The organism is Virgibacillus salexigens, from assembly GCF_000723585.1.
Lineage (GTDB): Bacteria > Bacillota > Bacilli > Bacillales > Amphibacillaceae > Virgibacillus > Virgibacillus salexigens.
In genome coordinates this window covers 809,751-829,241 of the sequence record NZ_CCDP010000001.1, presented here as the reverse complement: position 1 = coordinate 829,241, position 19,491 = coordinate 809,751, and the positions used below count along the sequence as shown (strand labels likewise).

Annotated in this window: 16 protein-coding genes and 1 pseudogene; 6 read left to right on the top strand and 11 right to left on the bottom strand. The window is 39.7% G+C overall.

The features are described from left to right. Nucleotides 1–236 precede the first annotated feature (236 nt). Together BN990_RS23575 and BN990_RS03835 are read right to left on the bottom strand one after the other, a co-directional pair. Entirely contained in the window at nt 237–533 is a 297-nt protein-coding gene (locus tag BN990_RS23575; RefSeq protein ID WP_074436618.1) for a DUF4870 domain-containing protein, read from the bottom strand. Between the two features lie 35 nt (nt 534–568). After that, entirely contained in the window at nt 569–913 is a 345-nt protein-coding gene (locus BN990_RS03835; protein ID WP_021289590.1) for a YxeA family protein, read from the bottom strand. Between the two features lie 520 nt (nt 914–1,433). On the opposite strand from BN990_RS03835, the gene fabF reads away from it, so the two are divergent. From fabF to BN990_RS23680, 4 genes and pseudogenes are all read left to right on the top strand, one after another. Further along, complete coding sequence (gene fabF / locus BN990_RS03830; RefSeq protein ID WP_038242505.1) at nt 1,434–2,669, top strand: beta-ketoacyl-ACP synthase II; 1,236 nt, start codon at nt 1,434–1,436, stop codon at nt 2,667–2,669. A gap of 30 nt (nt 2,670–2,699) precedes the next feature. Next, on the top strand, nt 2,700–4,436 hold the full coding sequence (locus BN990_RS03825; protein ID WP_038242502.1) for a class I adenylate-forming enzyme family protein: 1,737 nt from the start codon (nt 2,700–2,702) through the stop codon (nt 4,434–4,436). 33 nt (nt 4,437–4,469) lie between these two features. Further along, nucleotides 4,470–4,949, top strand: a complete 480-nt coding sequence (locus tag BN990_RS03820; RefSeq protein ID WP_021289593.1) for an acyl-CoA thioesterase — start codon at nt 4,470–4,472, stop codon at nt 4,947–4,949. 418 nt (nt 4,950–5,367) lie between these two features. Continuing rightward, nucleotides 5,368–6,343, top strand: a pseudogene (locus BN990_RS23680) (hypothetical protein); the annotation flags it as partial. A 492-nt stretch (nt 6,344–6,835) separates the two neighbouring features. Here the strand turns inward: BN990_RS23680 and BN990_RS03805 are convergent. Genes BN990_RS03805 through BN990_RS03790 form a run of 4 tightly spaced genes read right to left on the bottom strand, consistent with a single transcriptional unit; the run spans nt 6,836 to nt 11,996 of the window. Further along, nucleotides 6,836–7,978: a mannitol-1-phosphate 5-dehydrogenase gene (locus BN990_RS03805; protein WP_038242498.1), complete on the bottom strand. Its 1,143-nt coding sequence runs from the start codon at nt 7,976–7,978 to the stop codon at nt 6,836–6,838. After that, nucleotides 7,979–8,416: a PTS sugar transporter subunit IIA gene (locus tag BN990_RS03800; protein ID WP_021289596.1), complete on the bottom strand. Its 438-nt coding sequence runs from the start codon at nt 8,414–8,416 to the stop codon at nt 7,979–7,981. Nucleotides 8,417–8,435: 19 nt separating this feature from the next. Continuing rightward, nucleotides 8,436–10,544: a BglG family transcription antiterminator gene (locus tag BN990_RS03795; RefSeq protein WP_231378656.1), complete on the bottom strand. Its 2,109-nt coding sequence runs from the start codon at nt 10,542–10,544 to the stop codon at nt 8,436–8,438. Nucleotides 10,545–10,568: 24 nt separating this feature from the next. Further along, a complete protein-coding gene (locus BN990_RS03790; RefSeq protein ID WP_021289598.1) occupies nt 10,569–11,996 on the bottom strand; it encodes a PTS mannitol transporter subunit IICB in 1,428 nt (475 codons plus the stop codon). 796 nt (nt 11,997–12,792) lie between these two features. On the opposite strand from BN990_RS03790, the gene BN990_RS03785 reads away from it, so the two are divergent. Then, complete coding sequence (locus BN990_RS03785; protein ID WP_021289599.1) at nt 12,793–13,650, top strand: lytic polysaccharide monooxygenase; 858 nt, start codon at nt 12,793–12,795, stop codon at nt 13,648–13,650. Between the two features lie 83 nt (nt 13,651–13,733). Here the strand turns inward: BN990_RS03785 and BN990_RS23335 are convergent, their stop codons facing one another. Then, the gene (locus tag BN990_RS23335; protein ID WP_255326114.1) at nt 13,734–13,808 is read right to left on the bottom strand and encodes a DUF4396 domain-containing protein; all 75 of its coding nucleotides are present in this window, start codon (nt 13,806–13,808) and stop codon (nt 13,734–13,736) included. 76 nt (nt 13,809–13,884) lie between these two features. Further along, nucleotides 13,885–14,316, bottom strand: a complete 432-nt coding sequence (locus BN990_RS03780) for a DUF4396 domain-containing protein (RefSeq protein ID WP_267903249.1) — start codon at nt 14,314–14,316, stop codon at nt 13,885–13,887. A 252-nt stretch (nt 14,317–14,568) separates the two neighbouring features. Between BN990_RS03780 and BN990_RS03775 the strand changes: the two genes are divergently transcribed. Next, on the top strand, nt 14,569–15,213 hold the full coding sequence (locus BN990_RS03775) for a hypothetical protein (protein WP_038242495.1): 645 nt from the start codon (nt 14,569–14,571) through the stop codon (nt 15,211–15,213). A gap of 350 nt (nt 15,214–15,563) precedes the next feature. Here BN990_RS03775 and BN990_RS03770 read toward each other — a convergent pair whose 3' ends face one another. The 3 genes from BN990_RS03770 to BN990_RS03760 all read right to left on the bottom strand — a co-directional run bounded on the left by BN990_RS03770 (nt 15,564) and on the right by BN990_RS03760 (nt 19,488). Then, nucleotides 15,564–16,583, bottom strand: coding sequence for a lactonase family protein (locus tag BN990_RS03770; protein ID WP_021289602.1), 1,020 nt, complete (start codon nt 16,581–16,583; stop codon nt 15,564–15,566). Nucleotides 16,584–16,601: 18 nt separating this feature from the next. After that, nucleotides 16,602–18,500, bottom strand: coding sequence for a beta-N-acetylhexosaminidase (locus BN990_RS03765; RefSeq protein ID WP_021289603.1), 1,899 nt, complete (start codon nt 18,498–18,500; stop codon nt 16,602–16,604). 73 nt (nt 18,501–18,573) lie between these two features. Next, nucleotides 18,574–19,488: a carbohydrate ABC transporter permease gene (locus tag BN990_RS03760; RefSeq protein WP_021289604.1), complete on the bottom strand. Its 915-nt coding sequence runs from the start codon at nt 19,486–19,488 to the stop codon at nt 18,574–18,576. Nucleotides 19,489–19,491 lie beyond the last annotated feature (3 nt).

Genomic DNA, 19,491 nt, shown 5'->3' with positions numbered 1-19,491 from the left:
TATTGGTTTATCTTCAGGATAAATCCCTTTCCATTTCATGAAAGAAACGCATCCTATTAGAATATTTATATTTAAGGGGAAATTGATCAAACAACTGAACTATTTTTCAAACTTTCCCAGCAAACTAGAACAGGATTAATTGATAGGGTCCTTGAAAGGAGTAATATGAAAATATATCATTATTGATATGATGACATGGTACTCCACTCGAGGGCTATTTCATTGTAATTCCTCAGTTAATTCACTATTAATACCTTTATTCCTCTTACAAAGTTCAAAATAAGATAATAGACCCCAATCACGGTGAAAATACAAATGATGATCAACGATGACATTTGGTTCCCACCATTCAATACCAAAACCCCTATACCAATAAAGAAAGATAGATAAGGAACCAAGTGTATCCATAATGATTTTCCTGCATGGTGTCTAACAATTCCATATGTTAAAACGTATATAATAATTGGAAATAAAAATGGCGCAAAGAAGATACTAAAATAACATAAAGATGATAAAAGTTTTTCTGCCTTCATATGAATCACCTCTCGATGAATTTAAACGTACTTTCTTAGGAATCGTTACCGACGCCCAACAACTGTTGAGGCTTTTTTGGAATGTCATCACGTTCAACCTCTTCATATGTGATAACTTCACCTTTTTTGAAATAGACCCGTAAATAGGCTTCTCTTGTTAAACGATGATTACTCGTAAAGGTGAGTTTTTCATCGTTGCCCTCTTCATTAAAACCTTTCAGTTGATACTTGTATCTAGTATGTTCTTGCTCCGTATACTTCTCACCTTTATTTGAGATTTTCACATAATATTCACTCGAACCAATTGTTTGAATCTCTGACCCACAGGCAGTCAGTAAAGTTAAGCTGATAGCTATGCATACGATACGGAATTGTTTCAATACAAACCCACCTTTCCTAGATTATTAGAAAAGAAGCTAGTAGTGTATGATCAGCATCATCTATGCTAGATTCCCGTCTAATCTGACAATAACTTTATTATGATGGGAAATCACATAGACGAAAATCGATTATTCTTTCAACCTTCATATAAAAAATTACAATTTTGTCATGTTCTATCATGACTGTAGATCAATCTGAGTACCGAAACTATCGAAGGAAACACTTCCTAGGAGGATGAAATCTAGACATCAATAATGATATACTTTAAAAAATCGCTAGCTTGATAAAATGGTAGATTCAGATGGGTTTTTTCGAACCAAGATACACTTTTAGAAAAATCATCCTAATGGTAGTTTATATAAAACATTCTTTATATAGGAAACGTTATGATTTTGGAATAGATAACGATAATTAACGAATAGGGATTACTTGTTGCCTTCAGAAAGTTTGGGCTATAAATTACGTATATGGATAACTGGGAATCAAACAGCATTCATCTATAATCGAAAGGAGTATTATATGAAACGCAGAGTAGTAGTAACTGGTATGGGGGTCGTCTCACCATTAGGTAATGATGTTAATACACTATGGAAACGTACAAAAAACGGAAAGTCTGGCATCAAGACATTAAAAGCAGCTGAGTTTCAAGATATTTCTACTAGAATTGCCGGGTATGTAGATGATTTAGCAATCGATCAATATATGGAGCCAAAAGAACAGAAAAAATATGATCGATTTACCCAGTTCGCCTATAGTGCAGCAATCCAAGCATTAGAGCAAGCGAATGTCGATTTTGAAACGTTAGATAAAGATCGAGCAGGTGTCTATATTGGTTCTGGAACAGGCGGCTTACAAACCGTCTTAGATAATCATCAGACCATGTTAGAAAAAGGAAAAAGAAGAGTATCCCCTTTTCTTATCCCAGCAATGATCCATAATATGGCGAGCGGCTACATAGCTATTCAGACAGGTTTCCGCGGACCAAGTTATGCCGCTGTTTCCGCATGTGCTACAAGTAACCATGCCATCGGCGAAGCCTATACAAATATTGCTCACGGCTATTCCGATGTCATTTTAGCTGGTGGTACAGAGGCAACGATTACGCCACTCTATATCGCTGGTTTTTCTAAGATGCGTGCCATGTCCACACAAAACGAGAGGCCTGAAAAAGCTTCCCGACCATTTGACCAGGACCGTGATGGTTTTGTCATGTCAGAAGGTGCAGGGATACTATTCTTAGAGGAATACGAACATGCGAAACAACGCGATGCTGTGATACTCGGTGAAATCGTCGGTTACGGAAACACGACAGATGCCTACCATATCACCGCTCCAGATTATCGAGGAGCAGCAAAAGCCATGCAATTAGCGATTGAACGCGCAGGTATTAACAAAGAAGATATTGCTTATATAAACGCCCACGGAACAAGTACGCCAACAGGTGACGTCTCAGAAACAAAAGCAATCAAGCACATATTTGGCAAGCATGCCTATAAACAATTAAAAGTTAGTTCAACCAAGTCCATGCTCGGTCATTTATTTGGTGCCGCTGGCGCAGTCGAAGCCATTCTTACCATCAAAAGTATGCAGGAAAACATCTTTTTGCCTACCACCAACTTGGAAAATCCAGACCCTAAACTTGACTTAGACTATGTCGCTAATCAAGCTACGGCAGGGGCTATTCCTTATGCCTTATCAAATGGCTTTGGATTCGGTGGTCATAACGCCGTGCTCGCATTTAAAAAAGTCTACTAGGGAAGAAACCATCGAAAGGAGAAGATCAACATGTACCAGAGCAAACCTGAACTTCCATTTCCAACCGCTGCAGAAAGAAGAAAAGAACTAGAATCCAGCTATCCAGCGTGGCCAAGAAATACGATTTCCCGTCACTTTTCCAAGGCGGTTGATCAATATGGGACATTACCGTATCTATACATTCATGGGGAAACCTACACCTATCAAACCATTTGGGATCAAGCGCTTATATATGCAAAAGCATTGGTCCAATTAGGAGTAAAGCGAAGAGATCACATCGCTACAGTAATGGATAATGATGCAACCTATCCATCATTGTTAATTGCTGCTTCCATGCTTGGAGCAGTATTTATCCCAATTAATGCAATGCTTTCCAAAAATGAATTGGGGTATATTCTATCGCAGTCAGACAGTCAATTTCTCTTTATCCATGAGTCTGTAAAAGAAAAACAGCATGGGAAAGCAGTGTCTGAATTACTGCAATCGGATGAATTCCAGCAAAATAGGCAGCTTGAACAAGTTATCTTAATCCCAACAGAAAACAAAATAAAAATGGATTCCCATTTTATTTCTTGGGAGAGATTTGTACAAGGTGCTGAAAACATTCCATATGAACGAGTGATGAACGTATGGGATGCTTCGGATTATCCAGATGAAGTAGCAATTATCATGTATACATCTGGGTCAACGGGGAGACCAAAGGGTGTTATGCTTACCCATGATATGCTACTTCGATGTGCTTATGGAACTTGTATTAGTCGAGCAATAGAAAAAGAGCGGATTACCTTTGCCCCCTTACCTTTTTACCATTGCTTTGCTATTATCGAAGCAATGTTAGCGATGTCCTTTGTTGGGGGATCTTTCGTTTCTGCCTTGGGTGCTTCTCCACTCCGTTCATTAGAATTGATGGAGAAATACCAGGTAAATGACTATCTATGTGTTCCTTCTACACTTGTACCGTTATTAAATCATCCCAAAGTTCATGAATTTGATTTATCACACTTATTTGCCATGTGGTGTGGTGCAGCTCCATCCCCTATCCCGGTATGGCAGCGCGCTGTGGACACCCTTGGACTCACTGAAATCATTACAGGATATGGCCAGACAGAAGTAGCATCCTCTGGAGTAACAACAGAAATTGGTGATCCATTAGAACGCATTTCTACAAGGGTAGGCAGACCGAAGTTAGCAGGTATTAGCGGCATGCCAGAATTCAATTACCATGCTGTAGAATACAAAACCATTGATCCAGAAACAGGTACAGCTTTAAACAAAGGTTCAGTTGGTGAACTTGCTGTGAGAGGAGTAACTGTAACACATGGTTATTATAAGAAACCAGAAGAAACTGCAAAGACGATTGATAAGGACGGCTGGCTACGTACAGGGGATGTCGGGAGAATTGATGAACTTGGTTACATTCAATTACTTGGACGAAGTAAAGAAATGTATAAAGTTTCAGGGGAATTAGTATCACCAAGAGAAGTAGAAACCGTTATTTCAGAACATCCGGTGGTGGCACAAGTAAGTGTGATTGGTGTACCCGATAAACTTACCACTGAAATTGGCGGTGCCTTTATTGAGTTAAATGATGGAGAATCTATGACCAGAAAAGAGGTCATTCACTGGTGTTCGGAGAAATTAGCTCGATTTAAAATCCCTCGACATGTATGGTTTATAACCACGGATGATTGGCCATTAACCAGTACCGGCAAGGTTCAAAAATTCAAACTGCAGGATATTGCGAAAGAAAAGTTGCAGCAATTGTAATATAATAGCAAGTAGGAAAAAGGAGTAGAAGTTATGACGACACAATGGCATCAGCATAGCATGCGTGTACAATACAAAGATACGGATCAGATGGGAGTCGTACATCATGGTAATTATATTACTTGGTTTGAAGTTGGCAGAACCGAGTGGATGCGCTATTTTGACATCTCCTATCATGATATGGAGGCAATTGGGCTGCTGCTCCCTGTCGTTGATGTACAAGCATCTTATAAACAATCTGCTCATTTTGATGAGCCCGTGGTTATTTTCAGCAAATTAGCCAATTTCTCACCGATCCGTATGGAATTTGACTATGAAGCTAGAAAAATAACGGAAGTAGAATTTACTTCCATGCAAAACAATAAAGTAAGTATGGTAAACGAACCTTATGGCAAATTATTAACCAAAGGCTCCACTACACATATGTGGGTGAATAAGAATTGGAAACCTGCCAAGCTTACTAAAACCCACCCCACTTTATATCAAAAGATTGAACAAATGATGTATTCATAGATTTAGAAAAAGCGACGAGGTATGTAACTCGTCGCCTTCTTTCTTTAAACACTATTGTTATCCTGTTATAAGGTCTTAATTTCTTAACAACTGCTTGAACCAATCATCATCTTCGGATAACTCAGCTACTGTATATGTATCTTTTCTTATTTCTTTTCGATTTTTTATAATATATTTCAAACTCTGTTTCTCTGTCCACACTTTACCTTTTATAAATGAATAGTTTATGTTTAAAGGATTTAAGAATGAAGGATGTGTGGTTTTATTGGTACGGAGAAAAAATAAGGAGGCTTATGAAGAAACCAAAAATTTATATAGGCAATTAAACACGAATCTTATTGAGTTGTTACTAGAACTACTATTTAGGGTTATAGTAGAGCCGATCGAAGATATCATTGAGCCAATTATTGATCCCATAGGAGCTACTGGTCCGACGGGGCCGACCGGTGCTACCGGAGCTACTGGTCCGACGGGAACCACTGGCACTACTGGCGAGACCGGTGCCACTGGTGCGACTGGATCTATTGGCTCAACTGGACCTACCGGCGTAACTGGGCCTACTGGCGCAACAGGGTCCACTGGCGGTACTGGAACTACCGGTACAACCGGAACCACAGGTGCTACTGGATTCACAGGTGCTACCGGGCGAGACCGGTGCCACTGGTGCGACTGGATCTATTGGCTCAACTGGACCTACCGGCGTAACAGGGCCCGCTGGCGACACAGGGCCCACCGGTGTTACTGGTGCTACGGGCGAGACCGGTGCCACTGGTGCGACTGGATCTACGGGCGAGACCGGACCTACCGGCGTAACAGGGCCTACTGGTGCAACGGGTCCCACTGGCGCTACTGGACCTACTGGCGACACAGGGTCCGCTGGCGGTACTGGACCTACCGGTACAACCGGAACCACCGGTGCTACTGGATCCACAGGTGCTACCGGACCTGTTGGCTCAACTGGTCCCACTGGCGGTACTGGAACTACCGGCGAGACCGGACCTACCGGTGCAACGGGACCCGCTGGTGTTACTGGGCCTACTGGTGCAATCGGAGCTACGGGCGAGACCGGTGCGACTGGATCTATTGGCGCAACGGGACCTACTGGCGAGACTGGTACCACCGGCGCAACGGGACCCGCTGGCGACACAGGGCCGACCGGTGCTACCGGACCGACCGGTGTAACAGGGCCTACTGGTGTTACTGGACCTACCGGCGAGACCGGACCTGCTGGCTCAACGGGGCCTACTGGGGATACTGGACCTACTGGATCAACAGGGTCCACTGGCGGTACTGGAACTACCGGCGAGACCGGGCCGACCGGTGCAACGGGACCCGCTGGTGTTACTGGGCCTACTGGCGCTACCGGAAGTACTGGATCTACAGGTCCTACCGGCACTTTCTCTACAAGTTATGGTTATGTTTATAATACCGGATCTCAAACGGTAGCTTCTGGCGGTAGCGTTGTATTCAGTACAAGTGGTCCGTTAGCTGGCGGAATTGCCCATACTCCAGGAACTGCAGCTATTACTGTTGCAAACAGTGGAACGTATAAAATTTCATATGAAATTACGGTATTACTTTCAGGATCAAATAATGCTGTAGCTTATGCAACTTTTTTAAATGGTACCGTTCAAAGTTCTACCATTTATGGGCAAGCTGGTGGATCAAATAATACAACAAGGTTAATAGTAGGATCTGCTATTTTGACAATTCCTAGTGGTGCTACTATAACGCTTCGGAATGTAGGTACAACTGCTGACACACTTGGTACAACAGCCGATGGTCAAACGATAGTTAATGCTTCCTTTCGCTTAACTCGAATTAGTTAACCATGCCATGCTAATAGCTTAGTAAAAGAAATCCCGGCCAATAAGCCGGGATTTCTTTTACTTATTGATTTCCTTTATTACTGCATCCACTAACGGATGTTCTGCCGATAGTTCTGCAACTATTTGCAATGCATTAGCATATCCTTCTTTATTCACTAAAGCTTGTAACTTCACTGCTTCTTTGTCTTGATTATTAACATAGGTGAGAGCAGCTGCAATGGTTTTTACAAGATAGCTTGGAATTTTTCCAGTTTTTTCCATATAAAGTATAGCTGGTCGTATCAATCGATCCCTAGCTCCAAGCTTTCGGATCGGACCTCTACCTACTCTAGTCACTTCATCAGAAATATGTGGATTCTTAAATCGTTCGATAATCTTCGAACGATAGGCAGCATGCTCGTGACGGTTAAATCCATAAAATTGAATCAACGCTTCACCGGATTCTTGTAAAGCACCGTCAATGATGGCTTGAATTTCTTCATCCTGCATCGCTTCATAAATCGTAGGATACCCTTTTTGATGCCCAATATAAGCTGGAACAGCATGTCCTGTATTTACGGTAAATAATTTTCGTTCAATATATGGCTTCAAATCCTCTACATAGGTAACACCATCAATTACTGGCGTTTTTCCTTTTAATGCAGGTTTTTCAACAACCCATTCATAATACGGTTCAACAGCGACTTGTAATCGATCATCATTCACTTGATTTGGGACAATCCGATCGACAGCTGCATCTGGAAAACCTACATATTGTTCAATTGTATGCTTTATTTCTTCCGTTACATGTGAAAGAACTTCTTCTTTTAATAACGTGCTTCCACCAAGCATATTCTCACAAGCAATAATATTTAATGGTTGAGCATTTTTTGCAACTCTTGCTTCTAATCCAGTAGCTATCAACTTGGCAATTACCTTTAATATGGTTGGTCCAACAGCTGTTGTGACGATATCTGCCTTTTCAATGGCAGCAACAACATCTACAGGGTTGGTTACACTGTTAATCCCCGATACTTGCTTCACCACTTGCTTTTTCTTGGTTGCTCCAGCAAGAATGACTTCATATTGATTTTCCTTATTTAATCGGTCGATAACTTCCTGGTTCACGTCCACGAAGATGGTTCGATACTTTGCTTCATAGAGCAATGCTCCGATAAATCCTCGACCAATGTTTCCTGCTCCAAAATGGACGGCTAACATTTAATTCACCTCATTAAATAGGCTGATAATCTCATCCTTCGAGGTTGCTTCTAAGATATTATCAATATTCACTTCTTCAGAAAGGATGATAGCTATTTTTGAAAGAATTTCTAAGTGTTCGTCTCCTTTTCCGGCAATGCCAATTAATACTTTAACGATATTACCGCCGCCGAAGTCCACACCATCTGGTACCGTAACAACAGAAATACCTGTCTCTTTAATTTCTTTCTTGCCTTCTTCTGTACCATGGGGAATAGCAACATAATTGCCCATAAAAGTGGAGGTAACCGCTTCTCTTTCCAGCATTTTATCTATATAACCAGCATTAACGTAACCTTGATCGACCAAAATTTGCCCCGTATGACGGATGGCTGCTTCCTTACTTGTAAGTTGCGCATGTAAATCAATTGTTGCTGGGCTTAATATTTGTTTTGTCATAACGTGATGCACTCCCTTTTTAATGTATATTTTTATCCTGTAAGAACTGCTGAAACTGCTCCGATAAGAAGTTCTTCAGCTCTATTTCTTTGCCTAATTCAAAGCGATCGATACTTTCTTGTCCTTGAATAATAATTAAACTACTCAAAAAGCTTAATACTTCTAAGACTTCCTTATGGGTTACCTGTGGCGCTGCCATTAACAGAAGACGCGTGATTTGCATATCTTCGCCATCCATTCCTTGTACGGTCACTGGATGAGCAAGCTCATAGATAAAGAAAACGGCGTCACTCACATCATTTGAACGGGTATGATACAGGGCTAAAGCTGTATTCGGAATACCTAGACCACTTTGTTTTGCCCGCTCTATTAATTTCTGGTAAACTGTTTGCTTATCGGTGACATAACCTTGCTTTTCTAAATCCGTACATATCGCATCTAGCACTTGTTCAAGGGTTAAGTTATCATCCACCTGTTCGATATGGAAGGATTGCAACAGTTGTAAAACTGTTGTTGTGTAAATTTGTCTTGACTCTAATTTTGTAATAAAATCTATTCCCGTTTGCTGTGATGGCTGACGAGCTCTGGAAGGTGTGTAAGTCACTTTTTTCTGCCTTATTTTCTTCTTCACTCGATCTGCTTCAGCTTGCGATAACATTGGGGAAGCAAGCACATAATCTACATCATACCCTTTTAACGGTACGGTCGATACGATCACGTCATACGCAGCTAAATCCGTATTTGATAAGTCAAAAATCGATTTATTATCCACTTCTTTTATTTCTGGAATACGCTGCATTAAGGTTGTGGCTAATAACTTTGCGGTCCCAATTCCGCTTGAACAGATAACCAATGCCCGTACCTCTAATTTCATTTCTCCATATAGTAACACCGATGCAAAATGAAGCACGAGATAGCCAATTTCATCATCTGGAAAATGGATCTGGGGAAATATTTTCTCCACGCCTTCACGTAGTAACTCGATTAAAGCTTTATACTTGCTTGCAATCTCATCATAGATAGGGTTTTTTATCGTCATCCCTTGCTTTAATCGATAAATCGCAGGTCGCATATGAGTAACAAGATCATTCAATAATGACATATTATTTGTTAAGTCTACTTGTAATTGATGACCAATATATGCAATCAATTGTTTTGCTCGATAAACGATGTCTAAATTGGAATCCTCAAGTACATAAGCTTGGTCAGCGCGTAATTTTGCACCGAGTAAATGCATGGTAATATAGTCAATTTCCTCATGAGGAATCTCAATAGTTAAGGCTCCTTGTAAATTTCGAAGCATCGCAGCAGCAACTTCATATTCCTTCGTTTCTTCGAATTCCTTCCTTGGATAAGCCTGGTCAAACATAATTATTTCTCCTTGTTGCAGGCGCTCGATGGCCAATGCGAGATGAACAACTAAACCAACATATGCATTATCTGCCAATTCGTAAGGTAAAGATTTGCTAGCTTCTTGCACACAAGCCTCGATCATACTTAAATTCTCTAAATTTACAAAACCCAATAACCGATTGGAAACTGCATCTAGTGGTTGGGTACGTTGCTTCATCGTCTCCTTGATTAATGGCACATATTCAAAGAGATCGACATATCGATTAATTAAATAGCTAATTGCTGCACGTTTGTCGACCTCATTTCCAGTGATTTCGACCCCATAGCCCCGTTTTCGAATTAACGTTAATTGATAATCATTTAGTTCCTTCTCCATTTGATCAAGATCATGACTAACTGTAGCTATTGTCACGTTTAGATCATGTGAAAGGGTGAACAGTTTGATCGGTTCATTTGCTTGCAATAAACTAGCAAGGATGATAGCCTTCCTTTCTTCCGGTGTATACTCCGATACTGTCCCTCCATTATTTAGTGCTTGATCTAGATCCTTTAATTTACCTAAATCACCAGTCATTCGGATACCGAATCTGGTTTTCTTTTCAATGGATAAGTTATAATCAACTAGTGCCGCTTCCAAGCTTTTGAGATCTCGATGAATCGTGCGTTCACTTACAGTTAACTTATCAGCCAGTAGTTTAACTGGAATCGGATCTTTACTTTCACGTAATAAGGACAACAGTTTTCTTTCTCTGGCTGTAAGGTACAATCTGTTCACCCCCTACTTATTAATTCGTTACGTTTATTTACGTAAGCGCTCAACTAGTTCTGCATATTTTGGACTATTTAAGAAGTTTTCAACCGAAATATGTTCGGCATTCGGTCTTTTTGCTTTGGCACGATCGGTTAAATCTTTATGGGTAATAATAATATCTGCATCATCTGGAATCTCGTTAATCGCTGTGTTATTTACATCAATGTCAATCGATGCATCAGCGAATTTCTTCTTCAAGAGGGAAGCTCCCATTGCACTAGAACCCATTCCTGCATCACAAGCAAAGATAACCTTATTGACATCTTCGGTAGGCTTTTCTGTATTCCCTTCTGTTTCCACCGTTTGCTCCTCTGTAAGATTAGCTGAAACAGAGCTTTTCTTGCCTTTCATTGCTTCCATTTTGTCAGTTGCTTCTACTAAATCTTCTTCGTTAGTCTTACTAGTTTTCAAGATAAATGCAGCGATAATGAAGGACACAACTGCTGCGATTAAAACACCAGCTGTAACAGCAAAATAACTTCCTTGGGCTGTCATTGCGTATATCGCGAAAATGCTACCTGGAGATGCCGCTGCTCTTAGACCTGCATCAAGTAAGTTAAAGGTAAACACTCCACTCATACCACCAGCAATTACAGCGAGGATGAGTGCTGGCTTCATTAGCACGTATGGGAAGTAAATCTCATGAATTCCACCTAAAAATTGGATGATTGCAGCACCTGGCGCAGAACTTTTTGAAGCACCTCTGCCAAAAATTGAAAATGCTAATAAGATACCTAATCCAGGTCCTGGATTTGCTTCTAATAAGAAGAGAATCGATTTTCCAGCTTCTGCTGCTTGTTCAACCCCAATCGGACTTAAAATTCCATGATTAATGGCATTGTTTAAGAATAAAATTTTTGCCGGTTCTATAATAATACTGGTTAATGGAAGTAAGCCAGCAGCAATAATTGCTTCTACTCCAGCTGCTAACGCATTATTCAACCCTTCGACCACTGGTCCAATTGCTAAAGCAGCAATAATTGCCAAGCCAGCTCCCAAGATACCAGCAGAGAAGTTATTATAAAGCATTTCAAAACCAGAACGAATGCGATGCTGCAGCCCTTGGTCAATTTTCTTCATGACATAACCAGCCAATGGACCCATCACCATTGCCCCTAAGAACATTGGAATTCCGGCTCCTACAATAACTCCCATGGTGGCTGTTGCACCAACAACTCCTCCACGGAGGCCGTGAAGCATTCGACCACCAGTAAAACCAATTAACAGCGGTAATAGATAATTAATCATGGGATCAACTAATTGTGCTAAGCTTTCATTTGGCAACCATCCATCTGGAATGAATAAAGCAGTAATAATTCCCCACGCAATAAATGCACCAATATTCGGCATAATCATACCACTTAAATAACTTCCAAAACGTTGGACTTTGGCTCGAAAACCTTTATTTTCAGCCATTGATAAACACTCCTTTCACGGACTTAGGATGTCCTTCTATTTATAGATTTAATGTTTTTTATATCGAAATTCCTAATACAATTTTACTGTCCAAGAAAGGGCTTTCTCAATGAAATCTAAATATAATTTTGTCATCTCCATTGTTGACATGATTAAAATACGGAGGCATATTTCATTTGCACTCTGATATTGATTATACTTTCCTTGGACTCATCTAACTTGGCAAAGCTAGCATCACCTATGTAGAGCCAGTTCCCTTCAATTTAGGGGCTCTGCTTTAATTCATCTTAAGGAAACTCCCGAGAACGAAAGACATCCCTCCTGTCTAAACAAAGGCATTATTATGTTAGGATGACCATACCAGTTTATAATTAATTCGAAGTCTACAGCCACATCATAAATTCCTGAAAATTGGTAAATATGAACTATTTTAAGAAATTATCTACTTTAGGCAGGTCTTTTTCATCAATTATCTGTAAATTCTTAACCTTCTGTTGATATTTGTATCTACTTATGTATACTTGAAGTAAGCGAAAGGTTATGACAAATATTAGAGAGAGGAGGATAAATTTGTATACTTTGTTACAGTTGTCTAGACAGGAGCAATAAATCAAGAAACCAACATTATGTACACCTCCCCCTTAATTATAAGAACGTATTGCTCTTCTAATAACTCAGCTATTCTATGACAACAATCCGTTTATAAAATATATCAAGTTCTTATTCTATTCAATCACTGCTCTAATTTCATTTCACCCGACCTTTCGCACCATTTACGTTTTCAAGGAGGAATTAAATGAATTTACTAACATCCGTTCCGAAAACATTGAAAATCACTTTAGGTGCTCTGATTATGTTATTATGTTCCGTTGCTTTTGCTAATTCTGTATCCGCACACGGATATGTTAATAATCCAGAGAGCCGTAACTTATTATGTGCTGACGGAGCCAACTATGACTGTGGTGCTGTGATCTATGAACCGCAAAGTCTTGAAGCTCCTGGTAATTATCCAGAAGGTGGTCCTCCAGATGGAAAAATTGCCAGTGCAAATATCTTTCATGAACTCGATGCTCAATCGGAAGATCGCTGGGCGAAGGTTCCCATGTCAAGTGGTGCTTTTACATTCGAATGGACACTAACAGCTGCCCATGCAACAGATAAATGGGAATATTACATCACAAAAGAAGACTGGGATCCAAATGATCCTTTAGAACGTTCTGATTTCGAACGATTCTGCTCCATTGATGATAATGGAGATCGCCCTCCATTTACAGTTAATCATGACTGCGTGATTCCAGATAGAATAGGGTATCATGTCATCCTTGCTTACTGGGAAGTGGCTGATACAGCAAATGCATTTTACAATGTAATTGATGCCAACTTCGATGGGGAGTATGTAGAACCTGGTGATCCAGGAACTGGCGAACCTGATCCCGGAGAACCAAGTGATGCTCCTGCCTGGGATGCAAACGAAACTTACCTAGGTGGAGATCAAGTAACCTATAATGGAAATATTTATGAAGCAAAATGGTGGACCCAAGGTGAAACACCAGGTGAAGCTGAGGTTTGGGAGCTTGTTAGTGAAGGAACAGCATCCTCAAACAATACCAGTTATCTCACTTACTTTTACTCACTTGGCACTATTTTGAAATAAAAGTTATCCTTAAAAAAGACCCTTTTCTTATTAAGAGGGTCTTTCTATCTTTCTAATCCGATGGTTTTAATAGAATTCCTGACTCACGTCGCTGCTTTAATGTTCTTCCGTACTAGAATCCAATTAGGAGGATAGCTTGTAAGAAAACCTAAAACCATTGCAATTCGCATCATATATCAATAAATAGACTCGGTTGATTTACTGGGTAAATAGGATAAAATGTACAATTACCATCTAACCAAACATTCCAACTTCAAATGCAATTAGAGAGATTGAATCTGACTTAATGGCTGCCTTAATGGAACCCATCCTTCCCTGTGCTTCGTTCATTGGATAGATGGTATAAAATTTAAATATAATACCAACTATGTAGGCGAGTATAAATTCTACTATTAAATGAGCAGATAAGGTGGAGCCTGCAATCGTTACAGTCCAAACAACAAAGGGAACACCAACAGCATTATCTCCGACAGTGCAACCTGCTGAGCAATGACTGGTAGAAACAAATACTTTAGCGGTTTGATGGCGGTTGTCTTGAATATCTATATTTTTATTCGACCCCCATCTAAAATATGTCCACAGCGCCAATGGACCCAAAAACCATCCATTTATTGGCCAAACCACATCCATGATTTCCATCATTTGCGGATGCCTAATAATACCCATAATTATAATCAAAGAACAGAAGAATCCGATTGCTAAAAAAACTCATGAAATAATGGCTAACATTGTCCCCCTCCTTTTATTGACTAGCAGTAATATACCCTCATACAGAAAGTAGAAACGTAGCGCGTGAATGGTTTTGGACCGATAGATATTCTCCATGTAGAACAGAATGGCATTTAAATTATGGTATAATCAACCCAACGTAACAGCATCAGCAGCTTTGCACCAAATCTATGAAAAGGATCGTTGCATATGGACAAACATACTTCGGATACATTTCGAAAACGGATCGAAAACTTTTCTTACCATTATAAATATCATACGATTGCTGCTATCTGTTTGCTTTTCCTCGTATCTTCACTTGGCTATACCCTTATCGAAGGCCAAATTGCTAAATCAAATGAGGCAAACAAAGCCCCGGCAGATTTAGATATTATGTTGTTTGGTAATTATCAGGAAGAGGATTTCTCCTCTATCGAACAACGGGTTCAAAAATCATTCCCAAATTGGGAGCGTATTCATATAAGGCTTGTGTATGTACCTAATCAAGTAAACGCAACAGAAGATATGGCAAATTTTCAACAAGGTCAGATTGCCATCAAGGAAAATAAGCCTGATATTTACATTTTTGACCTTGATTATTTTAAACGCTTTGTAGAGGATGGACCTTTTCTTTCATTAGAACAATTAGCACTTCCATCATCTGTCACGCTGCTTTTTCATCAAAAGGAATCAGATACGAAGGAACACCCATATGGTTTGGATCTAAGTGATCATCCTTTGTTTTCAGGATTAGCAATTGCGTCAGCAAGTAAAATCGCAGTAATTCGAGAAGATGGAGATAATCGCTCCCATGCCGAAGCCTTATTCAAAGAACTTTATAAAGAAACATACTGAAGCATTGATTTTTTCGATAAGCTGCGTTCATAATTCAGGAGCGGAATATCCCGATTTTCCGCGGACAAAGGCCAGAGCTTCTTTGCAAAAATCAGGTTCAACGAATTCGAAGTCGCTCGTTTTTCCAAAGGAATGACGGGCTTTCGCTTCATCGGAATCAACTTACATCAATAATCAGGTTCACGTAATAAGCTAGATTGTTGCCTAGATATATGTAGACATTCTCCTCCATTCTCTTCTCTTATCCAATTCTTTAAGTCACTGCTAGAAAGCATCTTGTCGATGAGGCTAAAAAATGGCCGCCGAGAGTTTCTCAACAGCCGAATTGCAATCACCCCAAACTTTTATCATCACTTGACTTTGACACAGACAGGTGCGTCAATACAATACTCAATCCCTGAATATCTAGGGATACCGTTCGTTCCAATTTCCATTAATACAATTGAATTGCTATGCTCATTTGCAATTAACATCCCATTTTCATCTGGAGTAAGAGCAAAACTTCTCGGCCAATCTCCTACTGTTGATACATAATCAACCAACGATAAAGTTCCATCCTTATCCATTTTAAATATAGCAATACTATGATGTCCTCGATTGGAGGCATATAAATATGATTTTTTATGGGCAATATGAATATCTGCCCCAAAATTATCCGCTTCAAAATCAGCAGGTAGACTGCTGATTTCTTGGACGAGTTGTAAGCCTGTTATGCTTTCATTGTAGTGGTAAACGCTAATTTTTGAATTAAACTCATTCACGACATACAGCTTCCGATGATTTATTGCTACGGCTACATGCCTTGGGCCTGACTTTGGAACGGTATCAAAGCTATTGATGAGTTCTAGTTTTCCATTACGAAAGCGGTATAGATATAATTTATCTAACCCTAAATCAGTCACTACATATTTATGAGTATAGGGAAGGTGTACAATGGTATGTGGATGTGAACCAGCACCATACTCCTGTTGATCCGTTAGTGGACCAATTGCACCATCTTCCTGTAACTGATGCACGGTCGTTGTACCTTCTCCATAGTTAACAGTTAATAAGTAGCTTTCTGTTTCATCCATGGTTACATAACATGGACCATTTCCATAGGTGCTTTGATAACTTTGTTCTGTCAAATAAGCATTATCTTCCCTTATTAGATACGAAACGACTTCTCCTTGATCTACTTCACTTACTGCATAAAGTAACTGTTGCTGCTTATCTATCGTTAGGTAAGAGGGGTTTTTAATCCCTTTTGCGGTCGCTTTTAGTTTCAAAGTCCTTGCCTCTGTATCTAAGGATAGGATTTGTATGGAAGCATCTAACTCCTCTCCATACGTCCCTACATATACATGATAAGGATTCGCTTTTGTTGTCATAGACACACTCCCTGTTGATTATATTGGAAGCACATGGAAGAATACATTTGGTGTAGCCATGCGATAGTAATAACTAGACCAGCCAATTGCAGTTGAATTTTTAATATCATGATAATATAGACGTTCTTGTTCGAGCTCATCAATCATGGCAATATCACCTTGTAAATATTGATTAATCCGATGGATCGCTGTATCCAATCTTGACTTTAATCCACCATAACGTATATCAATTACTTCCCAGCCAAATGGTTTATTCATAGATAACCATTGATAGCGATGAGCAATGCGTAACTTTTCTGCCCTCTCCAAAATTTCTGGCAAAATCTGATCGGCTATTTGTTTTAATCCTTCTTTATTGCCTGCATCATAGACGGCCTTTAGTTCTACACCAATCGTCGCTTTCAAACTCAATAGTTCTGCTAATTTCTGAGGTACATCAAAGATAAAATCCAATTCATGATCCGGGTTTCGTATCGCTAGGATTTTTTGCGCTAGTTCTTGATAATGTGAATAAAGATCAAGCCCTTCTACATGTTTATCAAATACGCCAAGTAATACATCTTGCCAAAGTAAAAACTTAGAAGGATTGGTTTGTTCTTTATTATCTTTTGCTACTCCAGGAATGGCATCTAATTGATTTAATAATAGGAAGGCTCCTTCCTCTATACCTGTAATAAATTTCACCCGCTCCGTCACTTTCTCTCGATCTAAATCGTTAGTATACGCATGCTCGGCATATAATTGCAAACCTAATAAAGCAGAATAATAATTATTTTCATAGCCATCATCTCCCCAAAGGGTTACAAATACATCTTGAATCCCTTCTTGCTTACATGCTTGTAAGGCTGCATGACTTGCATCTAGGGACAATCCATAATTCGTTGCAAATGTATTCCAAACCCATATACCTCCAGCAAAAGCAGGGTTCCTTCCAAAGGCCTTATGCTTTCCCATCATAGCTAGGTAATCTTCTCTTTTTGTATGGGCATAATCCCAATACATTAACGTAACATTCTCAGGTGTTGCTTCAATGATTTCTTCAGGAATTTCTGTAGCAGGATCATAATGAGCATCTCCTGTTTTTGATGCTAGCTTAATAAACATATCGCTCCACATGAATGGTTTTAACCCATTTGCTTCAACGATTTCTAACACACGTTCCAAATGCTTGGTCATTAATTCGAGACGATCCTTATAACCAAATTTATTCAAATAGACCCCTCTGCCCAATTCTTCCGCCTCGTCCATTCCAATATGGATACGTGAACTACGAAACGGCTTGGATACCGTTTCAACCATTTCTTTTACAAATTGGTACGTATCTTCACTTTCAACTAGCAGTACTCCACGTGTATCTTTTAATCTAGCGGCATCACTCCACTTCAAAAACTCTTCCAAGTGTGCCAGCGTTTGAATACATGGAATAACTTCAATTCCAAATTGATCTGCATAGTCATCAAGCGCTTTTAATTCTTCCTGGGAATACCTCCCCCGCATATATCCAAAATAGGGCTCGTTTTTTATTTCATATAAATCTTCCATATAAATCATGGCGGCATTAAAGCCCATTAATGCTAATTTACGAAAGATCCCCTTAAATTGATCTACTCTCATCACGGCATTCCGTGAGACATCAAACATTGGACCAATCGTGTCAAATTGCGGCTCTTCTTCTAAGAAAAATGCCTCCTTCTGTGCATAATTCTGGAAAAATAACCCTAGCCCACGGAAAAAGCCTGCCTTTTCCCCAAATACAATTTTCGCTCGTCCATCTTCATATGAAACGGATAATTGGTTATCTGCTTGCTCGATATGTATAGGAATTCCATCATCTGTCAATTTGAAGTTTAACTCTTGCTGCAAGGCATGAACTCCTGATAGTACTGCTTCTGTATCTCCTTCTAATTTGAGCTTCATCTTTCATCCTCCCTTTGTCAATGTAACAAGATTGGTAGAAAGCATATGCATCACTTTCCACCATTATCCCTGTTTACCCTTTAACTGCTCCAGAAGTTGCTCCTTTTTCCAATGTCTTTTGAGCGAATAAATAAAAGACAATCACCGGTATAACCGTCATCGCAATTGCCGCTGTCATTAGACCATAATCTGTACCATATTGGGAGCTGACATGTGATAATAAAACAACGATCGGACGGACTTGCTCCTGTTCAACGAGAACAAGCGATGTAAATAAGTCATTGTACGACCATAAAAATACAAATGTCCCCACTGTACCGAAAATAGGCAATGAGACCGGAAGAAATACTCTCGTAAACATTGACCAGCGACTGCACCCATCCATTAATGATGCCTCTTCCAGTTCTTTTGGTATCGTTGCCATATATCCACTAATAACGAGAATGGCAAATGGTAGATTCCCTGCTGTTTGTGGAATAATTAATGCCCAATACGTGTTCACCAATTCGAGATCGATCATCATTCGATAAACAGGTACAATCGTAGCAAATGCTGGAATTAACAAACTCATTACTAGAACTGTTTGCAACACTCCGCGAAGACGAAACCGCATCCTCGCCATAACAAAAGCTGCTAACCCCCCAAAGAATAGGGTAAAAAACACAACCGACCCAGACATAATAAAACTATTCAGATAACTCTTTCCAATATCTATTGTATCAAAAGCATTCAAATAATTCTGCAATGTTGGGTCAGCTGGCAGCCGAAACGTATTGGTGATAATCTCTTTTGATGGCTTAAACGAGTTTAAAAATACCCAAAGTAGTGGGAAGATTGTAGAAATTGACCAAACAATCAGGATCGTATAAATAAATAGTTTGCCAAATTTAGATTTTGTAAACAATCGGCCAAGGAAACTTTCCCATAATGTCAATTGTTTTTCTTCAGTACCCAAGTTGTGTTCACCACTTTTCTTGTTAAAATTCATCGA